General features: G+C 69.4%; 19 protein-coding genes and 11 tRNA genes. 18 read left to right on the forward strand and 12 right to left on the reverse strand.

The window, feature by feature from the left end:
- Nucleotides 1–45 precede the first annotated feature (45 nt).
- Nucleotides 46–834 carry a maleylpyruvate isomerase family mycothiol-dependent enzyme gene (locus C8E87_RS05185; protein WP_133872025.1) on the reverse strand — a complete coding sequence of 263 codons (789 nt, stop codon included), beginning with the start codon at nt 832–834 and terminating at the stop codon, nt 46–48.
- Between the two features lie 85 nt (nt 835–919).
- Here C8E87_RS05185 and C8E87_RS05190 point away from each other — a divergent pair, with 85 nt between their 5' ends.
- Nucleotides 920–1,396, forward strand: a complete 477-nt coding sequence (locus C8E87_RS05190) for a GNAT family N-acetyltransferase (protein ID WP_133872026.1) — start codon at nt 920–922, stop codon at nt 1,394–1,396.
- Here the strand turns inward: C8E87_RS05190 and C8E87_RS05195 are convergent.
- Nucleotides 1,391–1,906, reverse strand: a complete 516-nt coding sequence (locus C8E87_RS05195) for a helix-turn-helix domain-containing protein (protein ID WP_166661092.1) — start codon at nt 1,904–1,906, stop codon at nt 1,391–1,393. The two genes, C8E87_RS05190 and C8E87_RS05195, sit on opposite strands and share 6 nt — an antisense overlap.
- Nucleotides 1,907–2,326: 420 nt before the next feature.
- Here C8E87_RS05195 and C8E87_RS05200 point away from each other — a divergent pair, with 420 nt between their 5' ends.
- Nucleotides 2,327–3,172, forward strand: coding sequence for an alpha/beta hydrolase family protein (locus C8E87_RS05200; RefSeq protein WP_133872028.1), 846 nt, complete (start codon nt 2,327–2,329; stop codon nt 3,170–3,172).
- An 84-nt stretch (nt 3,173–3,256) separates the two neighbouring features.
- Here the strand turns inward: C8E87_RS05200 and C8E87_RS05205 are convergent, their stop codons facing one another.
- Genes C8E87_RS05205 through C8E87_RS05215 form a run of 3 tightly spaced genes read right to left on the reverse strand, consistent with a single transcriptional unit; the run spans nt 3,257 to nt 5,453 of the window.
- Nucleotides 3,257–3,670, reverse strand: coding sequence for a VOC family protein (locus C8E87_RS05205; RefSeq protein WP_133872029.1), 414 nt, complete (start codon nt 3,668–3,670; stop codon nt 3,257–3,259).
- Between the two features lie 35 nt (nt 3,671–3,705).
- Complete coding sequence (locus C8E87_RS05210) at nt 3,706–4,365, reverse strand: response regulator (RefSeq protein ID WP_133872030.1); 660 nt, start codon at nt 4,363–4,365, stop codon at nt 3,706–3,708.
- Complete coding sequence (locus tag C8E87_RS05215; RefSeq protein ID WP_133872031.1) at nt 4,362–5,453, reverse strand: sensor histidine kinase; 1,092 nt, start codon at nt 5,451–5,453, stop codon at nt 4,362–4,364. Before C8E87_RS05215 ends, C8E87_RS05210 begins: the two co-directional genes overlap by 4 nt.
- A gap of 147 nt (nt 5,454–5,600) precedes the next feature.
- Here C8E87_RS05215 and C8E87_RS05220 point away from each other — a divergent pair, with 147 nt between their 5' ends.
- The gene (locus C8E87_RS05220) at nt 5,601–5,894 is read left to right on the forward strand and encodes a DUF6223 family protein (RefSeq protein WP_133872032.1); all 294 of its coding nucleotides are present in this window, start codon (nt 5,601–5,603) and stop codon (nt 5,892–5,894) included.
- Here the strand turns inward: C8E87_RS05220 and C8E87_RS05225 are convergent.
- The 5 genes from C8E87_RS05225 to C8E87_RS46285 form a co-directional block, all read right to left on the reverse strand.
- Nucleotides 5,891–6,199: a helix-turn-helix domain-containing protein gene (locus tag C8E87_RS05225; protein WP_133872033.1), complete on the reverse strand. Its 309-nt coding sequence runs from the start codon at nt 6,197–6,199 to the stop codon at nt 5,891–5,893. The genes C8E87_RS05220 and C8E87_RS05225 overlap by 4 nt on opposite strands.
- Before the next feature lie 219 nt (nt 6,200–6,418).
- The gene (locus tag C8E87_RS05230; protein WP_133872034.1) at nt 6,419–7,795 is read right to left on the reverse strand and encodes a glycosyl hydrolase family 18 protein; all 1,377 of its coding nucleotides are present in this window, start codon (nt 7,793–7,795) and stop codon (nt 6,419–6,421) included.
- Between the two features lie 114 nt (nt 7,796–7,909).
- Nucleotides 7,910–8,683 carry an enoyl-CoA hydratase-related protein gene (locus C8E87_RS05235; RefSeq protein WP_133872035.1) on the reverse strand — a complete coding sequence of 258 codons (774 nt, stop codon included), beginning with the start codon at nt 8,681–8,683 and terminating at the stop codon, nt 7,910–7,912.
- 11 nt (nt 8,684–8,694) lie between these two features.
- Entirely contained in the window at nt 8,695–9,126 is a 432-nt protein-coding gene (locus C8E87_RS05240; RefSeq protein WP_133872036.1) for a hypothetical protein, read from the reverse strand.
- On the reverse strand, nt 9,123–9,836 hold the full coding sequence (locus C8E87_RS46285; protein ID WP_133872037.1) for an SDR family oxidoreductase: 714 nt from the start codon (nt 9,834–9,836) through the stop codon (nt 9,123–9,125). The genes C8E87_RS05240 and C8E87_RS46285 overlap by 4 nt, the downstream gene beginning before the upstream one ends.
- 1,113 nt (nt 9,837–10,949) lie before the next feature.
- Between C8E87_RS46285 and C8E87_RS05250 the strand changes: the two genes are divergently transcribed.
- From C8E87_RS05250 to C8E87_RS05295, 12 genes are all read left to right on the forward strand, one after another.
- A tRNA-Ala gene (locus tag C8E87_RS05250) sits at nt 10,950–11,022 on the forward strand.
- Nucleotides 11,023–11,025: 3 nt separating this feature from the next.
- Nucleotides 11,026–11,100 (forward strand) — tRNA-Gly (locus tag C8E87_RS05255).
- 5 nt (nt 11,101–11,105) lie between these two features.
- Nucleotides 11,106–11,178 (forward strand) — tRNA-Leu (locus C8E87_RS43500).
- Nucleotides 11,179–11,315: 137 nt separating this feature from the next.
- Nucleotides 11,316–11,388 (forward strand) — tRNA-Thr (locus tag C8E87_RS05260).
- A 3-nt stretch (nt 11,389–11,391) separates the two neighbouring features.
- A tRNA-Leu gene (locus tag C8E87_RS05265) sits at nt 11,392–11,464 on the forward strand.
- A gap of 13 nt (nt 11,465–11,477) precedes the next feature.
- Nucleotides 11,478–11,550 (forward strand) — tRNA-Ala (locus tag C8E87_RS05270).
- 26 nt (nt 11,551–11,576) lie between these two features.
- A tRNA-Ser gene (locus C8E87_RS43505) sits at nt 11,577–11,663 on the forward strand.
- 24 nt (nt 11,664–11,687) lie between these two features.
- Nucleotides 11,688–11,763, forward strand: a tRNA-Lys gene (locus C8E87_RS05275).
- A 5-nt stretch (nt 11,764–11,768) separates the two neighbouring features.
- Nucleotides 11,769–11,840: transfer RNA gene (locus tag C8E87_RS05280), tRNA-Val, on the forward strand.
- A gap of 2 nt (nt 11,841–11,842) precedes the next feature.
- Nucleotides 11,843–11,916 (forward strand) — tRNA-His (locus C8E87_RS05285).
- 154 nt (nt 11,917–12,070) lie between these two features.
- Nucleotides 12,071–12,141, forward strand: a tRNA-Cys gene (locus tag C8E87_RS05290).
- 47 nt (nt 12,142–12,188) lie between these two features.
- A complete protein-coding gene (locus C8E87_RS05295; protein ID WP_203720673.1) occupies nt 12,189–13,103 on the forward strand; it encodes an NAD(+)/NADH kinase in 915 nt (304 codons plus the stop codon).
- On the opposite strand, the gene C8E87_RS05300 is transcribed toward C8E87_RS05295, so the two are convergent.
- Entirely contained in the window at nt 13,098–13,472 is a 375-nt protein-coding gene (locus tag C8E87_RS05300; protein WP_133872038.1) for a DUF6582 domain-containing protein, read from the reverse strand. The genes C8E87_RS05295 and C8E87_RS05300 overlap by 6 nt on opposite strands.
- Before the next feature lie 208 nt (nt 13,473–13,680).
- Here C8E87_RS05300 and C8E87_RS05305 point away from each other — a divergent pair, with 208 nt between their 5' ends.
- Together C8E87_RS05305 and C8E87_RS05310 are read left to right on the forward strand one after the other, a co-directional pair.
- Entirely contained in the window at nt 13,681–16,032 is a 2,352-nt protein-coding gene (locus tag C8E87_RS05305; protein ID WP_133872039.1) for an ATP-binding cassette domain-containing protein, read from the forward strand.
- Between the two features lie 141 nt (nt 16,033–16,173).
- Entirely contained in the window at nt 16,174–17,145 is a 972-nt protein-coding gene (locus C8E87_RS05310) for a phosphotransferase family protein (protein WP_133872040.1), read from the forward strand.
- Here the strand turns inward: C8E87_RS05310 and C8E87_RS05315 are convergent.
- On the reverse strand, nt 17,142–18,350 hold the full coding sequence (locus C8E87_RS05315) for an MFS transporter (protein ID WP_133872041.1): 1,209 nt from the start codon (nt 18,348–18,350) through the stop codon (nt 17,142–17,144). The genes C8E87_RS05310 and C8E87_RS05315 overlap by 4 nt on opposite strands.
- A gap of 501 nt (nt 18,351–18,851) precedes the next feature.
- Here C8E87_RS05315 and C8E87_RS05320 point away from each other — a divergent pair.
- Nucleotides 18,852–20,306, forward strand: coding sequence for a Dyp-type peroxidase (locus C8E87_RS05320; RefSeq protein ID WP_133872042.1), 1,455 nt, complete (start codon nt 18,852–18,854; stop codon nt 20,304–20,306).
- Nucleotides 20,307–20,351 lie beyond the last annotated feature (45 nt).

The following is a 20,351-nucleotide window of genomic DNA, read 5'->3' on the forward strand; positions in this document are numbered from 1 at the left end:
GTGGAGATCTACTCAGCTCGTTGATCTTGTGTGGGTCATCATCCCTCAGAAGCCGGGGAAGACGGTCCGCAGCTCGTCGAGCGTGACGTTGCCGGTGACCTGCACGGCGTCCGCGGTGTAGCGCGGGCCGAGCCGCCCGGTGAGCAGCCGCAGCGCCGCCTCGAGCGGGCCCGTGAAGGTCGCGGTCGCGTCGAGCGCCTCGGTGGTGAACTGGGCCTTGTCGCCGACCACGATGCGGTACGGGGTTCCGGCGACCTCGACGACGACAGGCTCGGTGAGCGCGTCCGCCTTTGCGATCCAGCCCAGCATGAAGCCCAGCTCGCCGCCGAGGTGCTCGGCGACGACGCCGGTCGAGACGTCGAGCAGACCGGCCGCCGGGTCCACGGCGACGCGGACGTCCCAGGTGTGGTTGGCCACCTCGTTGAGCCGCAGCCCGGCGAACCCGGCCACCGACACCGGCTCGGGCAGGAAGCCGGGGTTGAGGCGCTCGTTGTCGTGCTGCTCGGGCGTCAAGGACTCCAGAGCGCTCACGTACGCCTCGTCGGACCCGCGCCAGTCCGACACCTGCTCCTGCGGGCTGAGCGCGTTCCACCGGTCCCAGACGCTCTGGTTGAAGTCGGGGCCGGGCTTCTCGGCCTGACCGAGCTCGGCCTTGAGGTTGGCCAGGCCGATCTCGGCGCCGCTGCCCAGGTGGGAGAAGACCTGCGCGACGGTCCACTCCGAGGCGCCGGACGGCCCCTCGATCTGCTCAGGCGTCAGGGAATCGGCCAGCGAGGCGAGGGCGTCGTGCTCGGCGCGCAGGGCCTCGATCGTACGGGCAGCAAGGGTTGTCATGCCTGAAAGCCTAGATCTGCCGGGTCGCGGGGCAACGTGATCTTCCCGGCAACGGCAGAATCGGCGGGACGACGGGGAGGCTGGTATGGCTGAGGTGGCGCTGCGGCCGATCGAGGACTCGGACCTCGACGCGCTGTTCGAACACATGCGGGATCCGGAAGCACGGCGGATGGCTGCGTTCGTACGCGAGGACCCTGACGACCGAGCGGTGTTCGACGCGCACATGGCCCGGATCAGGAGCCGTCCCGACGTGACGAACCGCGCCGTCACCCTCGACGGACGTCTGGTCGGGAGCATCGCCGCGTTCGTCATCGAGGGCGACACCGAGGTCACGTACTGGATCGACCGCGCTTTCTGGGGTCAGGGCATCGCCGGGCGGGCGCTCGCGCTCCTCTTGCAAGAGGTTCCCGTACGCCCGTTGCATGCGCGCGCCGCCAGCGACAACCTCGGCTCGCTCAGGGTTCTGCGGCGGGCCGGCTTCGTCGACGTGGGCACCGACGTGGGGTTCGCGGCCGGCCGTGGCGCCGAGATCGAGGAGACGATCCTGCGCCTCGATTCATGACGGGTGCACCACCATGGCAAAGGTGCTCCGGCGGCGCTTTCCTTTCCCTGTACGCAGGGGCTGCAGCAACTCGGTGACGGCGGCGGACAGTTCGCGCGCCTCGGCCGGCGTGGCCCAGATCGGGACCTGCTGGTAGGCCACACCGTCCCGGACGGGCGCGGCCCCGTCACGGAGATACTTGTCGAACCCGGCAACCAGCGCCCCGGCGAACGCGGCGAAGTAGCGCTGGTGGTCGTCGGGTGAGGCGCCGCCGAAGTCGTCCGGGCCGAGCGTGACCGCCGACTCGACCACTGTGTACGTCCGCTGGGTGCCGCCGCGAACCGGTTCCTCGCGGGTCACCCGCAGCACCCCGGCCTCGGCCAGGCGCCCGACGTGCCGATAGAGCGACGCCTGCGGAACGTCGTCGAGCTCTGCGGCGAGCTGCCGCGAGGTCATCTCCCGATCGAGCAGGGCGTGCACGATCCGCAGCCGGACGGGGTGAAGCACGGTCTCCAACGCATTGATTCCCACGATCGAGAATGTTAGCGTCACCAGTATTGGTTCTCAGAAGTGAGAATAAAATTGCTTATCTCGTACGCGGGGATCCGGCTCGCCGGCACACTCACATTGCCCGCAGACGCCTCACCCTCACCCGCAAGTGACCTACACCCGCCCGGGGACGACTTGCGCCCGCCGACCGCGGATGACTCACTCCCGCCCCGCCGACCGAACGCGGACGCCCCACTCCTCCCACCCACGGGCAACTCACTCCCGCCCCGCCGACCGAACGCGGACGCCCCACTCCTCCCACCCACGGGCAACTCACTCCCGCCCCGCCGACCGAACGCGGACGCCCCACTCCCCTCGCTGACGGGCGACTCACACCCGCCCCGCCGACCCAACGCAGACGCCCCACTCCCCCCACCCACGGGCAACTCGCGCCCGTGCGGCTTGCCGGCGGCGGGTGACGGACGCTGCCCGGCCGCACTGCTGATCAACGGCTCGGGGCCGCTCGACCGTGACTCCGCCATGCCCGGCATCGCCCTCGGCCTGGGTCCCGCGCTGGCGGAAGCGTTGCAGGCCAACGGCATCGCCGTGCTGCGCTACGACAAGCGGGGCGTCGGTGAATCCGACGGCGACTACCTGCGCACCGGCTTCCACGACGAGCGCCGCGACGCCCAGGCCGCCCTGGACGCGCTCAAAGCCCATCCCGCGATCGACCCGGAACGCGTCGTCGTCGTAGGCCACTCGACCGGCGCGGTAGTCGCGGCCACCCTGACCGGAGCGGCGGGATACGTGCTGCTCGCGGGGTCCGCGCAGCCCGGTGAGCAGGTGATGGCCTGGCAGAGCACCCGGATCGCCGCCACCTTGCCCCGGCTACTCGGCGCGCTGCTGATTCGTCGTCAGGCCCGCGAGCGGGAACGGGTGCGCCGGTCGACCCTCGACCCGCCTCCGCGGGTGCCGCGCTCGCGTCTCACCGATCGCTGGCTGCGGGAGTACATGGCGTACGACCCCGCCCCCGCCCTGGCCGCGATCGACCGCCCCGTGCTGGCCATCACCGGCGGCAAGGACATCCAGGTCGACCCGGCCGACGTGGCGCGCATCGGAACGCTGGTGAACGGCCCGTTCACCGGCGAGGTGCCGTCCGACCTGACCCACCTGTTGCGCACCGACCCCGGCAGGCCCGGGTTGGGCCGTTATCGCGCGCAGCTCGCGCGCCCCGTCGACGCCGGCCTGCTCGACCGCGTCAGCACCTGGATCGCGGACGTTCCGGGAGGTCGCCCCGCAGCAGCGTGAGAACCCGTCATACCCGACTCTGAACGCCGACGCGCCGATGCGGCCAGTCGTCGCGGGGCTCAGGCGGCCGGCACAACCGGCGGGTCACCTGCCGGCGGGTCGAGTGCCAGCGGGTCGAGCGCCGGCGGGCTGGAACAGCTCGACGGGGTTGCCCGACGGGTCGTCCAGGACGATCTGGCGGCCGCCCGGACCGGTGATGACGTCGCTGCGGAAGACGACCCCCGCCGAGCGCAAGCGGCTCACCTCGGTGTCTATGTCGTCGACCAGCAGGTGCAGACGGTTCCAGCCGCCGGGGCTCGGACGCCGGCCGTCGGGCATCGCCCGTCCGGCAGAACTCGCCGGGCCGGACAGCAGCAACCTCAGATTCCCCCGTGTCACGTCGGCGAAGGCCGGCAGGAACGTGTTGTTCGGCTTGAACCCCAGATGCGTGGTGTAGAAGTCGATCGAGCTCTGAACGTCGTCCACCAGATAGCGGACGCTTACGACGCTGTCGCTCATGGCCCCTCCTTCCGCTTCCCGCACATTACATCAAATCAGTTTGATGGAGTAGGTTTCACCAGGCCGGATTCGTAAGCGATCACCACCAACTGCGCACGGTCGCGGGCTCGCAGCTTGGTCATCGCCCGGTTGATGTGGGTCTTGGCGGTGATCGTCGTGATGGCCATGCGAGCGGCCACCTCGTCGTTGGCCAGCCCGTGCGCGACCAGCGCCACGGCTTCCCGCTCGCGATTGGTCAGTTCGTTCAGGTTCGCCTCGGGGCGGGGCGGCCGCGTGACGTACCGATCGATCAACTTCCGTGTGATCGCCGGCGCCAGCAACGCCTCCCCGCGAGCGGCAACCCGCACAGCATGAACGAAATCCTCCGGGCGGATGTCCTTGACCAGGAACCCGGCCGCCCCGGCCCGAAGCGCATGAAAGACGTACTCGTCCAGCCCGTAGTTGGTCAGGATCACGACGTGTACCCCGGCCAGCGCCGGATCCGAGGCGATGAGCCCGGTGGCCTCGATCCCGTCGGCGCCGGGCATCCGCACGTCGACCAGCGCGACATCGGGCACGTGCTGCCGGGCCAGAGCCAGCGCCTCGTTCCCGTCGCTGCCCTCGGCAACCACCTCGATGTCGTCCTCGAGATCGAGCAGCGCCCGGAAACCGCTCCGGATCAGCGGCTGGTCGTCGACAAGCAGAACCCTGATCATCCCGTACGGTCCCAGGGCAGCTCGGCGTCGACGGTGAAGCCCCCGCCCGTACGTGGCTCGGCCCGCAGGTCGCCCCCGAGAGCGGCGACCCGTTCCCGCATCCCGACCAGGCCGATACCCGGTTCCGAAACGGTTTCCGGTGTGGCCCTGCCGTCGTCGACCACCCGGATCGTCACCGCCCCGGGCCGGAAGCCGAGGTGGACCACGACGCTGTCGGCCGACGCATGCCGGGCAACGTTCGTCAGGGACTCCTGCACGATCCGATACGCCGTCCGGTCGACCGCGAACGGCACCTCCTCCGGCTCGCCCTCGATGGTCAGGGTGGTCGCGATTCCGGCGCCCTGTGCCCGCCTGACGAGCTCCGCTATCTGGTCGATCCCGTGCGGTGGCGCGTGGGCCTCGTCGCGCAGGGCTTCGAGAGTCGCCCTCAGATCACGTGAGGCGGCTCGCCCAGCGTCGCGTATCGCCAGCAGCGCGTCGGGCACCGGCTCCCCCCGCCGCTCGGCCACGTGCACAGCCGCCTCGGACTGCACCTTGATCACCGAGATCTGGTGGGTCAGAGAGTCGTGCAGCTCGCGCGCGATGTGCAACCTTTCCTCGTCGGCCCGTCGGCGCGCGATCGCCTCGCGGGTCCGTACGGCTTCATCGGCCCGATCCTCGGCTTGCCGCAGCGCCTCCCCCGCAGCGCCGGCCGCGATCAGCCAGGCCAGCTCGAGCACGGAGCGCGACCGCCCGAACGCCTCGCCCAGGTCCTGCGCTCCGGTTGCCATGGCCGCGGCGGGCAGCGACAACAACACGACCGCGCTCGTCACCACCGTGGCGACCCGATGCCCGGCCCGCATCGCCGAATACACAGCGATCAGATAGGCCACGGCGAACGCGTTGTACCCGGCCGCCTGATAGCCCACCGCACAAGCTCCGGTGACGATCAAGACGACGACGGGCGCTCGCTGCCGCTCGCCCAGGGCGAGGCCGCCGACGATCAGAAGCGGATAGCCGACCAGCTCCAGCCCGGTGGTGAACAGCCCAGTGATCAGCATGATCGCGGCGACTCCCACCGCGACCACCCAATCCCACGCCCTGTCCATGCGGGCACATTAACCGGCGGGTCCCCGGAGCGCGTCGTACGGACGCAGGCGTCGACGACTACTGCGAACGCAGTAGTCAAATGTCCGCGTCGGCACGATGCCCGATCGAGCCCACCCGGCCACGATGCAGGGGCGAAAGGAGGCCCCATGTTCACCATGGATCGACTGATAGCGACGGTGGCCGCCCTGCTGGCGCTGGCCGGCGTCATCACCGCGTTGTGGGCCCTGGCCCGCGCCCGCAGAGCCGGTTCCGTCCGGGCCGTGATCGCGGGCGCGATCGGAACCGCGACGGGCGTCCTGGTCGTGGCCACGGCCGACGGCGGCCCCGGCACCGGAAACGGCGTGGTCGGCGGCTGGGCGGCCCTCGTCCTCGGCCCGACGGCAATAGTGCTCGGCGCAGTGGCGCTCGCGCGGGTCCGGGCTCGGGCGAGGCCGGATTAACAGGCGAAGACGACCAGCTGGGCGCGGTTCCGGACGCCCGGCTGGTCGTCGATCGGCTGGGCGCGGCTCCGGGCGCCCGGCTGGTCGTCGATCGGCTGGGCACGGCTGCGGGCGCCAGGCTGGTCGTCGATCGGCTCACGTGCGTGCGTGCGGGCCGTGGCCGGGCCGACGACGAGGTGCTCGGCGATCTCGTGGTTGCTCGGGCCCCGCGCGACCACGGGCGAAGTGGGCTGCGCCTGCCCGTCATCTCGCTCGGTTTGTTCCGGCCGGCCGGTGGTGGCGACGATCTGACGCTCACGGTCCATCAGCCGGTCGAGCCCGGGCGCGGACTCGCATCCGTCCGGCGCGGAGGGCGGCGCGAGCGGCGGTGATGGAGACAGCGCAGCGGCGGTGATAGCCGCGGCGCGAGCGGCGGTGATAGGGGCGGCGCGACCGGCGGTGAGGGAGACAGCGCAGCGGCGGTGAGGGAGACAGCGCGGCCCGCCTCGTGAGGCGGGCCGCGCTGCTGGAGGGAGGACGGTCGGTCAGGGGAGGGTCCAGCGCTGGTTCACCGTGGCGGCGCAGTCCCAGATCTGCAGGCGGGTGCCGTTGGCCGAGCTGTTGTCGGACGCGTCGAGGCAGCGGCCGCTGGCCGGGTTGCGCAAGGTGCCGTTCGACTGGGCTTGCCACTGCTGGGCGCCGGTCCCGTTGCAGTCGTAGATCTGCACCAGGGTTCCGTTGGCGGTTCCGGCCGCCGTGATGTCCAGGCATTTGCCCAGGCCGCGGATGGTGCCGTCGGTGGCGACCGTCCAGTTCTGGGCGTTGGTGCCGTTGCAGTCGTACAGCTGCACCGCCGTGCCGTTGGCGCTGCTGGCGGCGGCGATGTCGACGCACTTGCCGGCGATGCCGGTGATGCGGCCGGTGCGGCCCGAGGGCGGCGGGGTCGTGGGGCCCCCGCCGCCGTTCATGACGGTTTCGTAGATGGCGCTGACCAGCGAGTTGGCGCCGGTCGCGTCCTGCGAGAGCTCCCAGTTCATGATGCCGCCCGCGTTGGCCATGGCCCACTGGGTCTTGCGCCGGATCGTGGGCAGGCCGTTGTAACACTCGCCGGACGGGGTGCAGTCACGGTTCGCGTTGGCGGGGTCCTGGGCGACCAGCTGCGCGTACGTCAGATAGCCCGGCCGGCTGTAGAAGGGCACCCCGAGCACGGTCTTGGCCTTGGGCAGCCCCCGGTTCTTCCAGAAGTTGGCCGAGGCGACGGCCCAGTCGTAGTTGGCGTGGGGCGACCCACCGTCGTACGCCATGATGTTGAGCCAGTCGACGTAGCCGAACACCGCCGGTTGCACACCGTTGGCGGTGCCGCCCTCGCTGACGACCGCGGCCGTGAGCAGTTTGCCCTCGTTGTGCAGGGCGGTGCTGAGCTGCTGCATGAGCGCCGTGTAGTTGTTGCCGGAGGTGCCCGGGTCGGGGTACTCCCAGTCGATGTCGACGCCGTCGAGCCCGTACTGGCGGACCGTGCTCATGACGCTGTTGACGAACGTCGTACGGGTTCCCGCGTTGCCGGCCAGGGACTCGAAGTCGCTGTCGTTGCCGTCGTTCCAGCCGCCGATGGCCAGTGAGACCTTGACGTTGTTCTGGTGTCCGAGGCTGACGAGCTGCTGCAGCTTCGAGGTGTTCTCGATCGGCCGGAGGGTGCCGTTGGCGTTGGGCAACGCGAACGAGTAGTTGATGTGGGTGAGTTTCGAGTACTGGATGCTGGTGACGCTGCCGGCCCACGACGGCATGTAGCCGACGCTCTTGAACCCGTTGGGCAGGACGGCGGCCTGCGACGGGCCTTGCACGGCGAGGGCGGTGATCGTGCCGACGGCGGCGACCGCGCATGCCGCGGCGGCCGCTGACCAGCGGCTTCTTCTGATGGCCATGGGGATGGTGACCCTTCGTGTCCGGCGCGGGGGTCGCGCCGTGGGGATGACTTCGGGCCACCAAAGATTAGGAAGATTTACTAACAGTCGTCAATATAGACCGTGAAATAAGTGTCACCGACCCTCGAACGCCGGTGGACGCCGCTCCATGAACGCGCGTTGTCCCTCGAACTCGTCGTACGACCCCGTCGTCTCGGCGATCAACTGCTGAGCACGGGCCGCCAGAGCGGGGTGGGCGGCCGCCTTGATCGAGGCCTTGGCCGCCCGTACGGCGAGGGGCGCGTTGGCGGCGATGGCCGAGGCCGTACGCAGCACGTCGTCCTCAAGTTCCGCCGCCGGCGCCAGCCTCGTGATCAGTCCCGCGTTCAGCGCCTCCGAGTCCGTGTAGGCGCGGGCGGTGAACAGCATCTCGCTCGCGTTGGCGGGACCGACCGCGTGCACGAGCGTCTGCGTCAGCGCGTACGGGTAACCGATGCCGAGCCGGGCCGCCGGGATCGCAAAACGGCTGCCCTCGGCGGCGATCCGGATGTCGGCGCTCAGGGCCAGGGCCATCCCGGCGCCGAAACAGTGCCCCTGGATCATGGCGATCAGTGGGGTGGTGAGCCCGCTCAGCGTCTCGAACAGGCCGGTCAGCGTCCGCTCCCACGTCTCGCGGGCGCCGGTGGCGTCGTGGTGCGCGGCGAACTCGGAGATGTCGGCCCCCGCGGTGAAGGTCTCGCCGGCGCCGCGCAGCACTATCGTGCGTACGGCGCCGGTCTCGTCGAACTCACGGACCACCGCCGCCAGCGAGCCGAGCATCGCGGTGGACAGCGCGTTGCGGCGGGCCGGGTTGCTCATCGTGACCCAGCCGACCCCGTCCCGTACCTCGTTGACGATCTCCGCACCCACGGAAGGTGACCCTACTCCGGCGTGATCACACCGCCGCCGGCGTACGTGTCCCGGGCGGCCCGTTCCGGCAGCAGCAGCACGATCGACAGGGCGAGCACGCCGCCCAGGGCCACGGCGTTCCCGACCCGGTCGACTGCCGGGAACATCTCCAGGTGCAGCATGTGCCACAGGAAGTGGATCGAGTTGAAGACCAGCCACGCGCCGCCGGTGACGCGCATGGCCTCGGGGGTCGGGCGCCGCCACGCCCACACGCTCAGCACCAGCAGGGCCAGGTACAGGGCGCCGACATCGCGTACGAGATGCTCGTTGTACGGGCCGAGCGTCGACACCCAATGGCGGCCCGGCGCGGGGAAATCGGTGTGGAACGACAGCGGGAAAGCGGCCGCCCACACGCCGACCACAGCGGCCGAAACGGCCAGGATCAGCACCGCCCAGCGTTTCACCGGCCGGCCACCCACTCGTCGAACGTGACCTCGCCACGGCGGAAGTCGCCGGCCGGGAGCAGCCCGCCACCCGACATCGCGCGCCCGGCCGGCACCGTCAGCACCAGCTTGCCCCGGGCCACGCGGCGCACCATCGCCGGCATCTTCAGCACCTCGGGGCCGGCCAGGTCGGTCGCCAGGCCCTGGGCGGGACCTTCGGCCAGCAGTACGAGTTCCGCTGCCACGTCGGCGGCGGCGACCGGCCGGGTCAGCATCGACGGCACCACCTTCACCGGGCCGGGGACCCGCGCGATCAGCTGGGCGGCGAACTCGTGGAACTGGGTCGCCCGCAGCACCGTGGCCGGGATCGGGCCGGCCAACGCGAGCTCCTCCTGGCGGCGTTTGCCCGCGTAGTAGCCCGAGTCGACCCGGTCGACGCCGACGATCGACAGCACCACGTGGTGGCGTACGTGGGAACGCTCTTCCGCCGCCAGCAGGTGACGTGTGGTCGTCTCGAAGAAGTCGATCGCCTTTTTGCGGCTCAGGGTTTCGACGTTGGCCACGTCGATCACGGCGTCGACACCCTGCAGCGCCTCGTCGAGTCCCGCGCCGGTGGTCAGGTCGACGCCGTGCGACCGGGAGATCACCACGACCTCGTGACCGGCCGCCCGCGCCCGCTCGACCACCAGTTCGCCAACCATGCCGGTGCCGCCGGCCACTGCGATCCTCATCGCGTCCGTCCTTCCCTCGACTGTCCGTGTTCATGACGGGGACGAGGCGGCGAAAGCGAACGTGACAGGGTGTGGCGCGGGCCATAGGCACGTCAGGCGCGGGCGCCGATCGCCATCGCCCGTAGCAGGAATCGGGGCCGGGCCAGCGCGCTCGGGTGTTCCAGCATCGTGGTGACCCGGCCGAGCCGCCGGGCTGACCGAGTGGTCGCGCATCGACGCCTTGAAGATCAGGCCGGTCACCCACTGGATGGACTTGCAGCCCTGGGGATAAGGCCCGTCGACCCTCGGGCTGGCGATCGAGATGCAGGTCCACACCTTAGCGTCCTAGATAACCCAGCCATCGAAACGCATCGTTACCGCAGGTGGGGACGCGCCGCCGCGATCGAGACACTGGAGCAGGGGCCGACCCGAACCGGGTCAACGATCGGGGGCAGCCGAGTCGGGCCCGGGCCGGCCCGAGCAGTTCCTGCACGGCGCCGGGAGCTTCGCCTTGATCACCTCGCACCCCCTGTGCAGCCACCGCCTCCCCCGCCCACCACCGGGTAAAAGGAAGAACGCGCCCGAACCTACACTCCGCCGACCGCCTCGATTGAGTTGTCCACAATGCCGAGTTGTCCACAGGGCCGCTTGACAACCGACAATTTTCACCTCGCTCATAAATTCGTTGCGATCACGGCGCCGAGGCTCTAGTTTGGTTATCACCACCGGGACACCAGGAGAGAGGAGAGTCCGATGTCGCAGCATGTCACGAGCGCAGTCCATCAGCCGGCCCTGTGCGGCTCGGGCGTCGCCCTGCCCTGTCCAGACGTCGCTCTGAACTGCTCGTATGCACTGCTTGGCAAGCCCTACGGGGGCCCGGTGGCATAGCTGGCGCAAGCCGGTCCGACGCCGCCGAACCCCGCGAGGGACGGCGGCTTTTCTGTTTTCCAACGACATTCTTCGACCGGCGCCGAGAGTCAATTCAGGCTGCCGTTTCTTTGACAATTCCACAGCGGATGGCACATTCGATCCGGAGCGAGGGAGACGGCAACCCGCGCACCTTGGGAGTGTGAGAAACCCCGTTCGACTCGGGGGCTCCGGACTGTTTCGCCCGCACATTCATCGCGGGCTGATGGGCTTGTGGCGCAGTCGGTAGCGCACCGGTTCGGCAGACCGGGGGTCGGCGGTTCGAATCCGCCCAGGTCCACCTGCGGTTGTAGCTCAGCCAGGCCAGAGCGCCACCCCGCCACGGTGGAGGCCGCCGGTTCGAATCCGGCCTGCCGCTTCCCCGCCCTCGTAGCCCAAAGGCAGAGGCACGACGTTGAGGACGTCGCCAGTGCGCGTTCGACTCGCGCCGAGGGCACGCACCACAAAGCACCCAGCACCCAGCACCCAGCACCCAGCACCAGAGCACCAGAGCACCAGAGCACCAGAGCACCAGAGCACCAGAGCACCAGCAGCTTCAGAGCACCAGCAACTTCAGAGCACCAGCAGCACCGGGCCGGTGCAGCACGACAGGTCGTGCAGCCGTTTCGTAATCGGCAGGTAGCGGGTTCGAGTCCCGCCGCCGGCTCACACTCGGGTAGCCCAACGGCAGAGGCACGCCGCTCAGAACGGCGCCAGTGCGCGTTCGAATCGCGCCCCGAGTACGCAAGGCATCACGGGCTCGTAGCTCATCAGGTAGAGCGCCGCTCTCGCACAGCGGAGGTGGCCGGTTCGACCCCGGCCGGGTCCACGCACCAAAACTCACGCACCAAACCAGGAGACGCCAGCCGATGGGCGCCGGCCGCCGCCTCGAAAGCGGTTGGGGGATGAAACCCCGTGGGCGTTCGACTCGCCCCGTCTCCGCGACAGCGCAACCAGCAAGGACAAGCGCCGCTAGCTCAACAGGTGGAGCAACGGACTCTTGATCCGTGGGTTCGGGGTTCGATTCCCCGGCGGCGCACCAACCCCGTCCGTATGGCTCAGCGGGAGAGCGTCCCCTTCACACGGGGAAGGTCCCAGGTTCGAATCCTGGTACGGGCACTGTGGCTGTAGCTCAGCTGGTGAGAGCGCCGGGTCGTGGCCCCGGAGGTCGCCGGTTCGATTCCGGTCAGTCACCTGCGCGCGTCGTGGACGGCGGCACGTCCAGCGGTCCGTAAAACCGTCGCCTTTCGGCAGACCTGGGTCGGCACCAGGGACGCGCACCAAAGCACAAGAAGCGCAGGAAGCGCAGGAAGCGCAAAAAGCGCAGAAGCGCAGAAGCGCAAGATCACGGTCGCATGCCCGAGTGGTCAGGGGCCCGCCTGCAAAGCGGTGTACGCCGGTTCGAATCCGGCTGCGGCTTCGACGTGCCGTCCGCACCGGAGTGCCGGCCCGTGGCATGGTCGACTCATGGGTATGAGGAACAACGTGCTCGGGCTGGTCGTGCATCCGCGCAACGACGTCAGCGAATCGGTGGGGACGCTGGTCGAGCTGGCCCGCGACCACGGCGTCCGGGTCGTGGCAAAACCTTCCGACGCCGTACGCCTCGAGGGCGTCGAGCCGATGGACGAGGCGGAGATGGCCGAGCGGGCCGACGTCGTGTTCAGCCTCGGCGGCGACGGCACCATGCTGGGCGCGATGCGGCTGGTCGCGGGCCGCCCCACGCCGGTGCTGGGGGTCAACCACGGCAACATCGGCTTCCTGATCGAGGTCTCCCCCGAAGGCCTGCCCGCGGCGCTGGACCGTCTGATGGCCGACGACTTCTGTCTCGAGCCGCACAGCTGCCTCGAGCTGACCGGCCACGACTCGCCGGCGCGGGCCTTCAACGACGTGGTTCTGACGGCGAGCCGCCCGTGGACCGCCGTCTCGCTCGACCTGGAGATCAACGGTGTACGGCACGGCTACTTCCGCAGCGACGCGGTGGTCGTGTGCACGCCGACCGGCTCGACCGCCTACAACTACGCGGCCGGTGGCCCGATCATCTCGCCGTCGGCCCCGCTGATCGGCCTCACCCCGGTCGCGCCGATGTCCGGCATCACCCGCCCGATCGTGCTGGGCGGCGAGGAGACGATCCTGCTGCGCGCCCCCGAGTACGAGACCCGCCTGTCGCTGGACGGCGCCGAGACGTTCACGGTTCCCGCGGGCGCCGACATGGTGCTGCGCATGCGCCCCCACGCCGTCAACGTGGTCCGTTTCGACAAGGACATCCACGGCACCCGTTCGCGGGTCAAGCTCAGCCTGCTCGACCTGCCCCTGCGCCCCGACCAGCTCGTCGAACTGGTGCCCGAGCACCTCAGGGACAGGGCCCGTTTGCCCCGGCTATGACCGGAGCGCCTCGATCAGCTGGTCCTTGGTCATGGTGGAGCGGCCCTTGATGTTGCGCTTCTGCGCCTCGGCGTACAGCTCCTTCTTGGCGGCCTGCGGGCGGGGCTCGTCCGACGAGCGGCGGGCGGTGCCGGGTTTGCCCAGGTCACGCCAGCTCCTCTCGGTGACCTCGACACCGTGCTTGCGGGCGGCCTTCTTGATCCGGCGGAACGCCTCGTCGCGTTCGTCGTCGCTGACGTCGCGTACCTGATCGAACCGGGCGATGGCGTTGCGCACGTGCTTGGCGTCGTTCAGCGGCTCCTTGCGGACGCGGGGGAACGCGAACGTGCTGTCGGCCATCGCGTTGCGAGTTTCGCTCTTGATAACCATGTCTACGCCGTACCCCCAAGACCGCGCCGGTACGCCTCGACACGCAGTCGAAGAGCAGCCCATCCCGCCGAGCGATCCAGGGCTGGACGCCCCCACCGGCCCCCGGCGACCTGGCAGACTTACTCCCTCCTCGATCAGGAATCGAGAAGCACGGGGCCGGTCGTCCGGCTTAGGGTTCCGGGGAAGCCGACGAACGAGGGAGCCGGGAATGCACGACGCCGACAGCCACGACATGATCCGCGTGACCGGCGCACGCGTGAACAACCTCAAGGACGTCAGCGTCGAGATCCCGAAACGGCGGCTCACGGTGTTCACCGGGGTCTCCGGCTCGGGCAAGAGCTCGCTGGTCTTCGGCACCATCGCCGCCGAGTCGCAGCGGCTGATCAACGAGACGTACTCGGCTTTCCTGCAGAATTTCATGCCCTCGATGGCCCGGCCCGACGTCGACGTGCTCGACGGGCTGACCACCGCGATCCTGGTCGACCAGGAGCGGATGGGCGGCGACGTGCGGTCCACGGTCGGCACGGCCACCGACGCCAACGCCATGCTGCGCATCCTGTTCAGCCGGCTGGGCAAGCCGTACATCGGCTCGCCGCAGGCCTTCTCGTTCAACATCGCCTCGGTCAGCGGGGCCGGCGCCGTCACCCTGCAGAAGGGCGGGCGTGAGGTCAAGGAGAGGCGTTCGTTCAGCCTGCTCGGCGGCATGTGCCCGCGCTGCGAGGGCCGCGGCCAGGTCAACGACATCGACCTTTCCCAGCTGTACGACGAGGAGAAGTCGCTCAACGAGGGCGCGATCACCATCCCCGGGTACAGCATGGAGGGCTGGTACGGGCGGATCTTCCGCGGCGTCGGGTACTTCGACCCGGACAAGCCGATCAAGAAGTTCACCAAGAAGGAAATGGACGACCTGCTCTACCGCGAGGCCACCAAGGTCAAGATCGAGGGCATCAACCTCACGTACCTGGGCCTGGTCCCCAACATCAAGAAGTCGTACCTGTCCAAGGACATCGACGCCGTGCAGCCGCACATCCGGGCCTTCATCGAGCGGGTCGCCGTCTTCAAGACCTGCCCGGACTGCGACGGCACCCGGCTCAGCGAGGCCGCCCGGTCGTCGAAGATCAAGGGCATCAGCATCGCCGACGCCTGCGCGATGCAGATCAGCGACCTGGCCGAGTGGGTGCGCGGGCTCGACGAGCCGTCGGTGGCGCCCCTGCTGACGGCGCTGGGCGAAACCCTTGATTCCTTCGTACGGATCGGCCTGGGCTACCTTTCCCTCGACCGCCCCTCGGGCACGCTGTCGGGCGGCGAGGCCCAGCGTACGAAGATGATCCGCCACCTGGGGTCGGCGCTCACCGACGTCACGTACGTCTTCGACGAGCCAACGATCGGCCTGCACCCGCACGACATCCAGCGCATGAACGATCTGCTGCTGCAGCTGCGCGACAAGGGCAACACCGTGCTGGTGGTGGAGCACAAGCCGGAGGCCATCGCGATCGCCGACCACATCGTCGACCTGGGGCCGGGCGCCGGCAGCGGGGGCGGTCAGGTGGTGTTCGAGGGCAGCCTGGACGGGTTGCGGGGCAGCGACACCCTCACCGGCCGCCACCTGGAGTACCGGGCGAAGCTGAAGGAGAAGGTGCGCCAGCCGTCGGGAACGCTCGAGGTGCGCGGCGCGAACAGCCACAACCTGCGCGACGTCGACGTGGACATCCCGCTCGGCGTGCTCGTGGTCGTCACCGGGGTGGCCGGCTCGGGCAAGAGCTCGCTGATCCACGGTTCGGTGGCGCCGCGCGACGGGGTGGTGGCGGTCGACCAGGCGGCGATCCGGGGTTCGCGGCGCAGCAGCCCGGCCACGTACACGAGCCTGCTCGAACCCATCCGTAAGGCGTTCGCGAAGGCCAACGGGGTCAAGCCGGCCCTGTTCAGCGCGAACTCGGAGGGCGCGTGCCCGAACTGCAACGGCGCCGGCGTCATCTACACCGACCTCGGGGTGATGGCGAGCATGGCCACCACCTGCGAGGTGTGTGAGGGCCGGCGGTTCGACGCGTCGGTGCTGGAGTACAAGCTGGGCGGCAAGGACATCAGCGAGGTGCTCGCGATGCCGGTGGTCGAGGCCGAGGAGTTCTTCCGTACGGGCGAGGCGAAGGTGCCGGCCGCGCACGCCATCCTGGTGCGGCTGGCCGACGTGGGTCTGGGCTACCTCAAGCTGGGCCAGCCGCTGACCACCCTCTCCGGCGGCGAGCGGCAGAGGCTCAAGCTGGCCACCCGGATGGGTGAGAAGGGCGGCGTCTACATCCTCGACGAGCCGACCACGGGCCTGCACCTGGCCGACGTGGAGAACCTGCTGGGTCTGCTCGACCGTCTCGTCGAATCGGGCAAGTCGGTCATCGTCATCGAGCACCACCAGGCCGTGATGGCCCACGCCGACTGGATCATCGACCTGGGTCCGGGCGCCGGCCACGACGGCGGCACGATCGTCTTCGAGGGCACTCCGGCCGACCTGGTCGCCGCCCGCTCCACCCTGACCGGCGAGCACCTGGCGGACTACGTGGCACCCTGATCCACCCTCGCCGGCGAGCATCCGACACCGCACGTTGCACCCTGATCCACCCTCGCCGGCGAGGGTCCGGCGTCGCACGTGGCATCCTGATCCACCCTCGCCGGCGAGCATCCGGCGTCGCACGTGGCATCCTGATCCACCATGGAGAGCATCACCAAGAACCGGCAGTCGCTCGACACGCTGCGGGCGATGGTGGCGCGCGCCTACGGCGACGATCAAGTGCCTTCCGGTACGGCGGAGTGGGCGCACGAGCTGCGGCACGGCTGGTTCAACGTGGCGTACCGGGTGCGCCTGCGCGACGGCCGGCACGTGGTGTTCAAGATCGCCCCGCCGCCCGGGGTCGAGGTGCTGACCTACGAGCGCGGGGCGATGGCGAACGAGCTGGCTGCGCTCGAGCTGATCCGATCCCGTACGGGTGTGCCGGTGCCCGCGGTCGACTTCGCGGACACCTCAGGTGAGCTCGGCGGGGCCGGCTGGTTCTCGATGCCGTACGTGAACGCCGACAACTACGGCGTCATCCGCTCGACGCTGTCCGCCTGTGAGCAGGACAAGCTGGACGTGTCCCTGGGGCGGATCACCCGTGAGCTCAACACGATCCCCGGCCCGGCGTTCGGCCCGCTGACCGACCCTCCGTACGCCACCTGGCGGTCCTGCTTCGTGGCCATGGTCGAGTCCGTGCTGGACGACGGCGCACGCCGGGGCGTCGAGCTGGACTACGCCGGTGTCCGCGCCCTGGTCGCCGCGCACGCGGACTGTCTCGACGCGGTGACCGAGCCCCGGTTCGTCGAGTGGGACCTGTGGGACAGCAACGTCCTGACCCGTGACGGCGTGATCGTCAGCGTCATCGACCACGAACGCGCCTTCTACGGCGACCCCCTGATCGAGGCCGGTTTCGTGGCGACCCAGCTGCCCTCCTTCGGCAACCCGGCCGCCTTCCTCCGCGGCTACGGCAAGCTGGCCCTGACCCCCGGCGAGCAGGCCCGCCGCCGCCTCTACAACCTGCACCTGACCCTGGTCATGCTGGTCGAGACGGCGTACCGCGGCGAGCCCGGACCCCAGCATGCCGGCTGGACCCGGGCCCGCCTCACCGAGGCGCTGGCCCAGTTCCGTTAGCTCTGCGGCCCGTCTGCTTTCGCCTCCGCGACAGACGTCCTCCGCAACAGCAGCAGAGAGGCCACAGCGGCCAGAGCGACGGCCACATAGAGCAATGAGACGGTCGAGTCGACGACGGCGGATGCGGAGGTGAGCAAAGGGCCGGCCGCCATGCCGACGGTCAACGCCAGGTTCGAAAGGGCGTTGTAACGGCCGCGCAGGTCGTCGGGCGCCATCCCGTTGATCAGGGTGGGCAGAGCGCCCGCGATCAGCAGCTCGCCGAAGCCGATCAGGACCGACGCGACGGTCAAAGCCGCTCGGGTGCCCAGCCCACCACCGAGCACTGTGGGCACGCATATCGCCCAAGCCAAGCCCCACAGCCCGGCCGTGCAGAGCAGCGCCGAGCGCGCGGAGATCCGGTCGGCCAGCCGCAGCGCCACGGGCGCCCCGACTACGATGGCCAGGGAGTTCGCCACGCCGGCCCAGCCCAGCGCGGCCGGATCTGCTGCGGCCAGCGCCATCACTGACGGAGCGGCGTTGTAGATGCCGTAGCCGAGGGTGGACAGCAGGGCCGCGGCAACCAGGATACGCACGAGCGTCCGGTTGCCCAGCGCCCGGCGGTACCCGCCCTTGCTCATCGCGTCGGTGTCATCCGACGGCGGCGCCATCTGACGTCCGGCCAGCACGGTCACCACGATGTAGACCACGCTGAGGGCGGCTGCCGCCACCCACAGCATGGGCAGTACGGATTTGCCCGTTTCCGTGTCCGGCGGCCAGACGGCGAAGGCCACACCGCCCACGGCGGCACCGATCGCCATGCCGAGATTCATGATCACGTACTCGGTCGTGAAAACGCGTGCTCGCAGCTTCTCCGGGGTCAGGATCGCCAGCCGCGTGGCGAGCGCCGGCAGCGCGAACGAGAAGCCCAGCCCGCCGATCATGACACTGCCCATGGCTGAGGCCAGGCCCGGACCGTACGCGAGCGCCAGCAGACTGATTCCGACTAGCACAATGCCGATGACCATGACGAACCGGCCGCCCCGGCGGTCGATCAATGGCCCCGCGACGGCGTTGCCCGCGATGGTGACGATCGGGCCCAAAGCCCAGATGCCGGTGGCCACGGCCAGCGAGTAGCCGCGGATGTCGTGCAGCAGCACCACCGCGTACGGCTGGGTCATGCCGATGCCCAGCGCCATGATCAGCTCGCCGATCAGCAACAGCCACACGCCGGCTGGGAAGCGAGTCTTGACCTGCTCAGGACTGTGGAGGTCAGTAGTCAGGATGCACACCCCCGGGCAAGGGGATCCGCCGGCCGCAGGCCATCGGCGAATTCCAGTGAGGAACGCCGATCGTAGGGCGCAATGCCAACTCTGGTCCACCCCGCAGATCTGGCACACTCCAGCGCGAGATTGGCCTTCCGCTGGAACAAGCAAGATCTATGATCCAATCTAGACCTTGGAGGGCTTCGTGTGCTCGTCGGCGGTCAGCCGGCACAGCCTTTTGAGGACCCTGCCGCAACCTTTCAGCAACGCATCGCTCATCACGATGGGAGCCTGAAATGGATCTACCGACCAGTCACGTCTGCCCGCCTGAACCAGGCCGGCGCCTGATTCCCCATCTGTCCTGACACCCTTCCCAGGCTCACTCGTCGTCACGCGGCGGACTGTTCGGCGTGCGCGTTTCCGAGCGCACCGCCCGAATCACCACTGAAACCTCTGGAAGGGTTCATGACTGAAGACCTGCACGACCTTGAAGCTCTGCTCGCCGACCCGCGGCAGATTCAGGGCAACATCCTGCAACCTTTCGACGGACGTCACCAAGCGTTCCTGTTCCTCTCGTTCGCCAGCAACCGGACCGGAGCGCGTGCGTGGCTGGCCGGCGCGGCCGATCGTGTCGACTGCACCGCCGACGTCCTCGAGGCCCGCGACGGTACCCACATTCCGTCAGGCCGGTCGTTGATGAGCGTCAGCCTCACCGCCACCGGACTGACCATGCTGCACCCGGAGGTCGCATCCGACCTGGTGCCGTTCGAGGCGTTCTGGAAGGGTCCGCTGGGTAACCGGCTCGACGACAAGGGGCAAATCACCAGCACCCCCGCGCTGCTGGGCGACATCGGCGACAGCGACCCGACGAGGTGGGTGGTCGGCGGGGTCCGGCGGCCCCCGGTCGACGCGATGCTCACCATGGCCGCCGACGACGAGGAAACACTTCTTTCCCGCGCACTGGATGAACAGGCCCTCGCCGGCGAAGCGGGACTTTCCGTGATGCCGATTGCCGCTCATGGCGCGGATGGTCCCCGCGCGCAGGTCGGTAACGTCGTTCGCAACGCCGACGAGAAGCCGATCGAGCACTTCGGGTTCGTCGAAGGCATCTCGAATCCCGGTGTGCGGGGAGTGGACGGCGCGGCCGCCGGAACGCCCGACGTGGCGGCGGGCGAGTTTGTGCTCGGCCTGGTCGGCGAACGGCGGCCGCAGACCCTCGGGCAACGGCCCACGCCTGCGGCCTGGATGCGCGGCGGCTCGTTCCAGGTGTTCCGCCGGCTGCGGCAGGACGTGGCCGGGTGGTGGGACAAGATGGAGAAGCTCAGCGACGAGACCACCTCGCCCGAGGAGATCGCCGCGCGGGCAGTGGGCCGCCGCCTCGACGGCACACCGCTGGCCACACCGGGTTCCGGCGACAACGACTTCACCTACGCCGACGACCCCGACGGGGAACGGACCCCGCTCTACGCCCACATCCGCAAGATGAACCCCCGCCGTGATGAGATGTTCCGCGAGCGCAGTCACAAGCTGCTGCGGCGAGGCATTCCGTACGGGCCTCCGATGGACCGCCGCGTGCCCGACACCGCCGAGCGGGGCATGCTGTTCAACGCTTACATGGCCAGCATCGAGGACCAGTTCGAGTTCCTGCAACGCTGCTGGGCGAACGATCCCGAGTTCCCCTCGAGCACGATCGCCAAGTTCGACCTCGAGCCCGGCGCCGCGGAGGGGCGCGTCGACGGCATGGACCCGGTGATCGGCTACAGCGCCGAAGCCGCCCACCGTCGCCACGGCGAAAGCGTCAAGGGCGTGCCACCACTGGCATTCGGCGGCTTTGTCACAACCACCGGCTCGGTCTACGCGTTCGTTCCTTCCCGCGCGGCTTTGCGACTGCTGGCAGCGAACCAGTCCCTCGACCCCTAAAGGGTGGACACTTTGAGCCAACCAACCAGTAACGCCGCTTTCGCA

It is taken from the genome of Paractinoplanes brasiliensis (assembly GCF_004362215.1).
Lineage (GTDB): Bacteria > Actinomycetota > Actinomycetes > Mycobacteriales > Micromonosporaceae > Actinoplanes > Actinoplanes brasiliensis.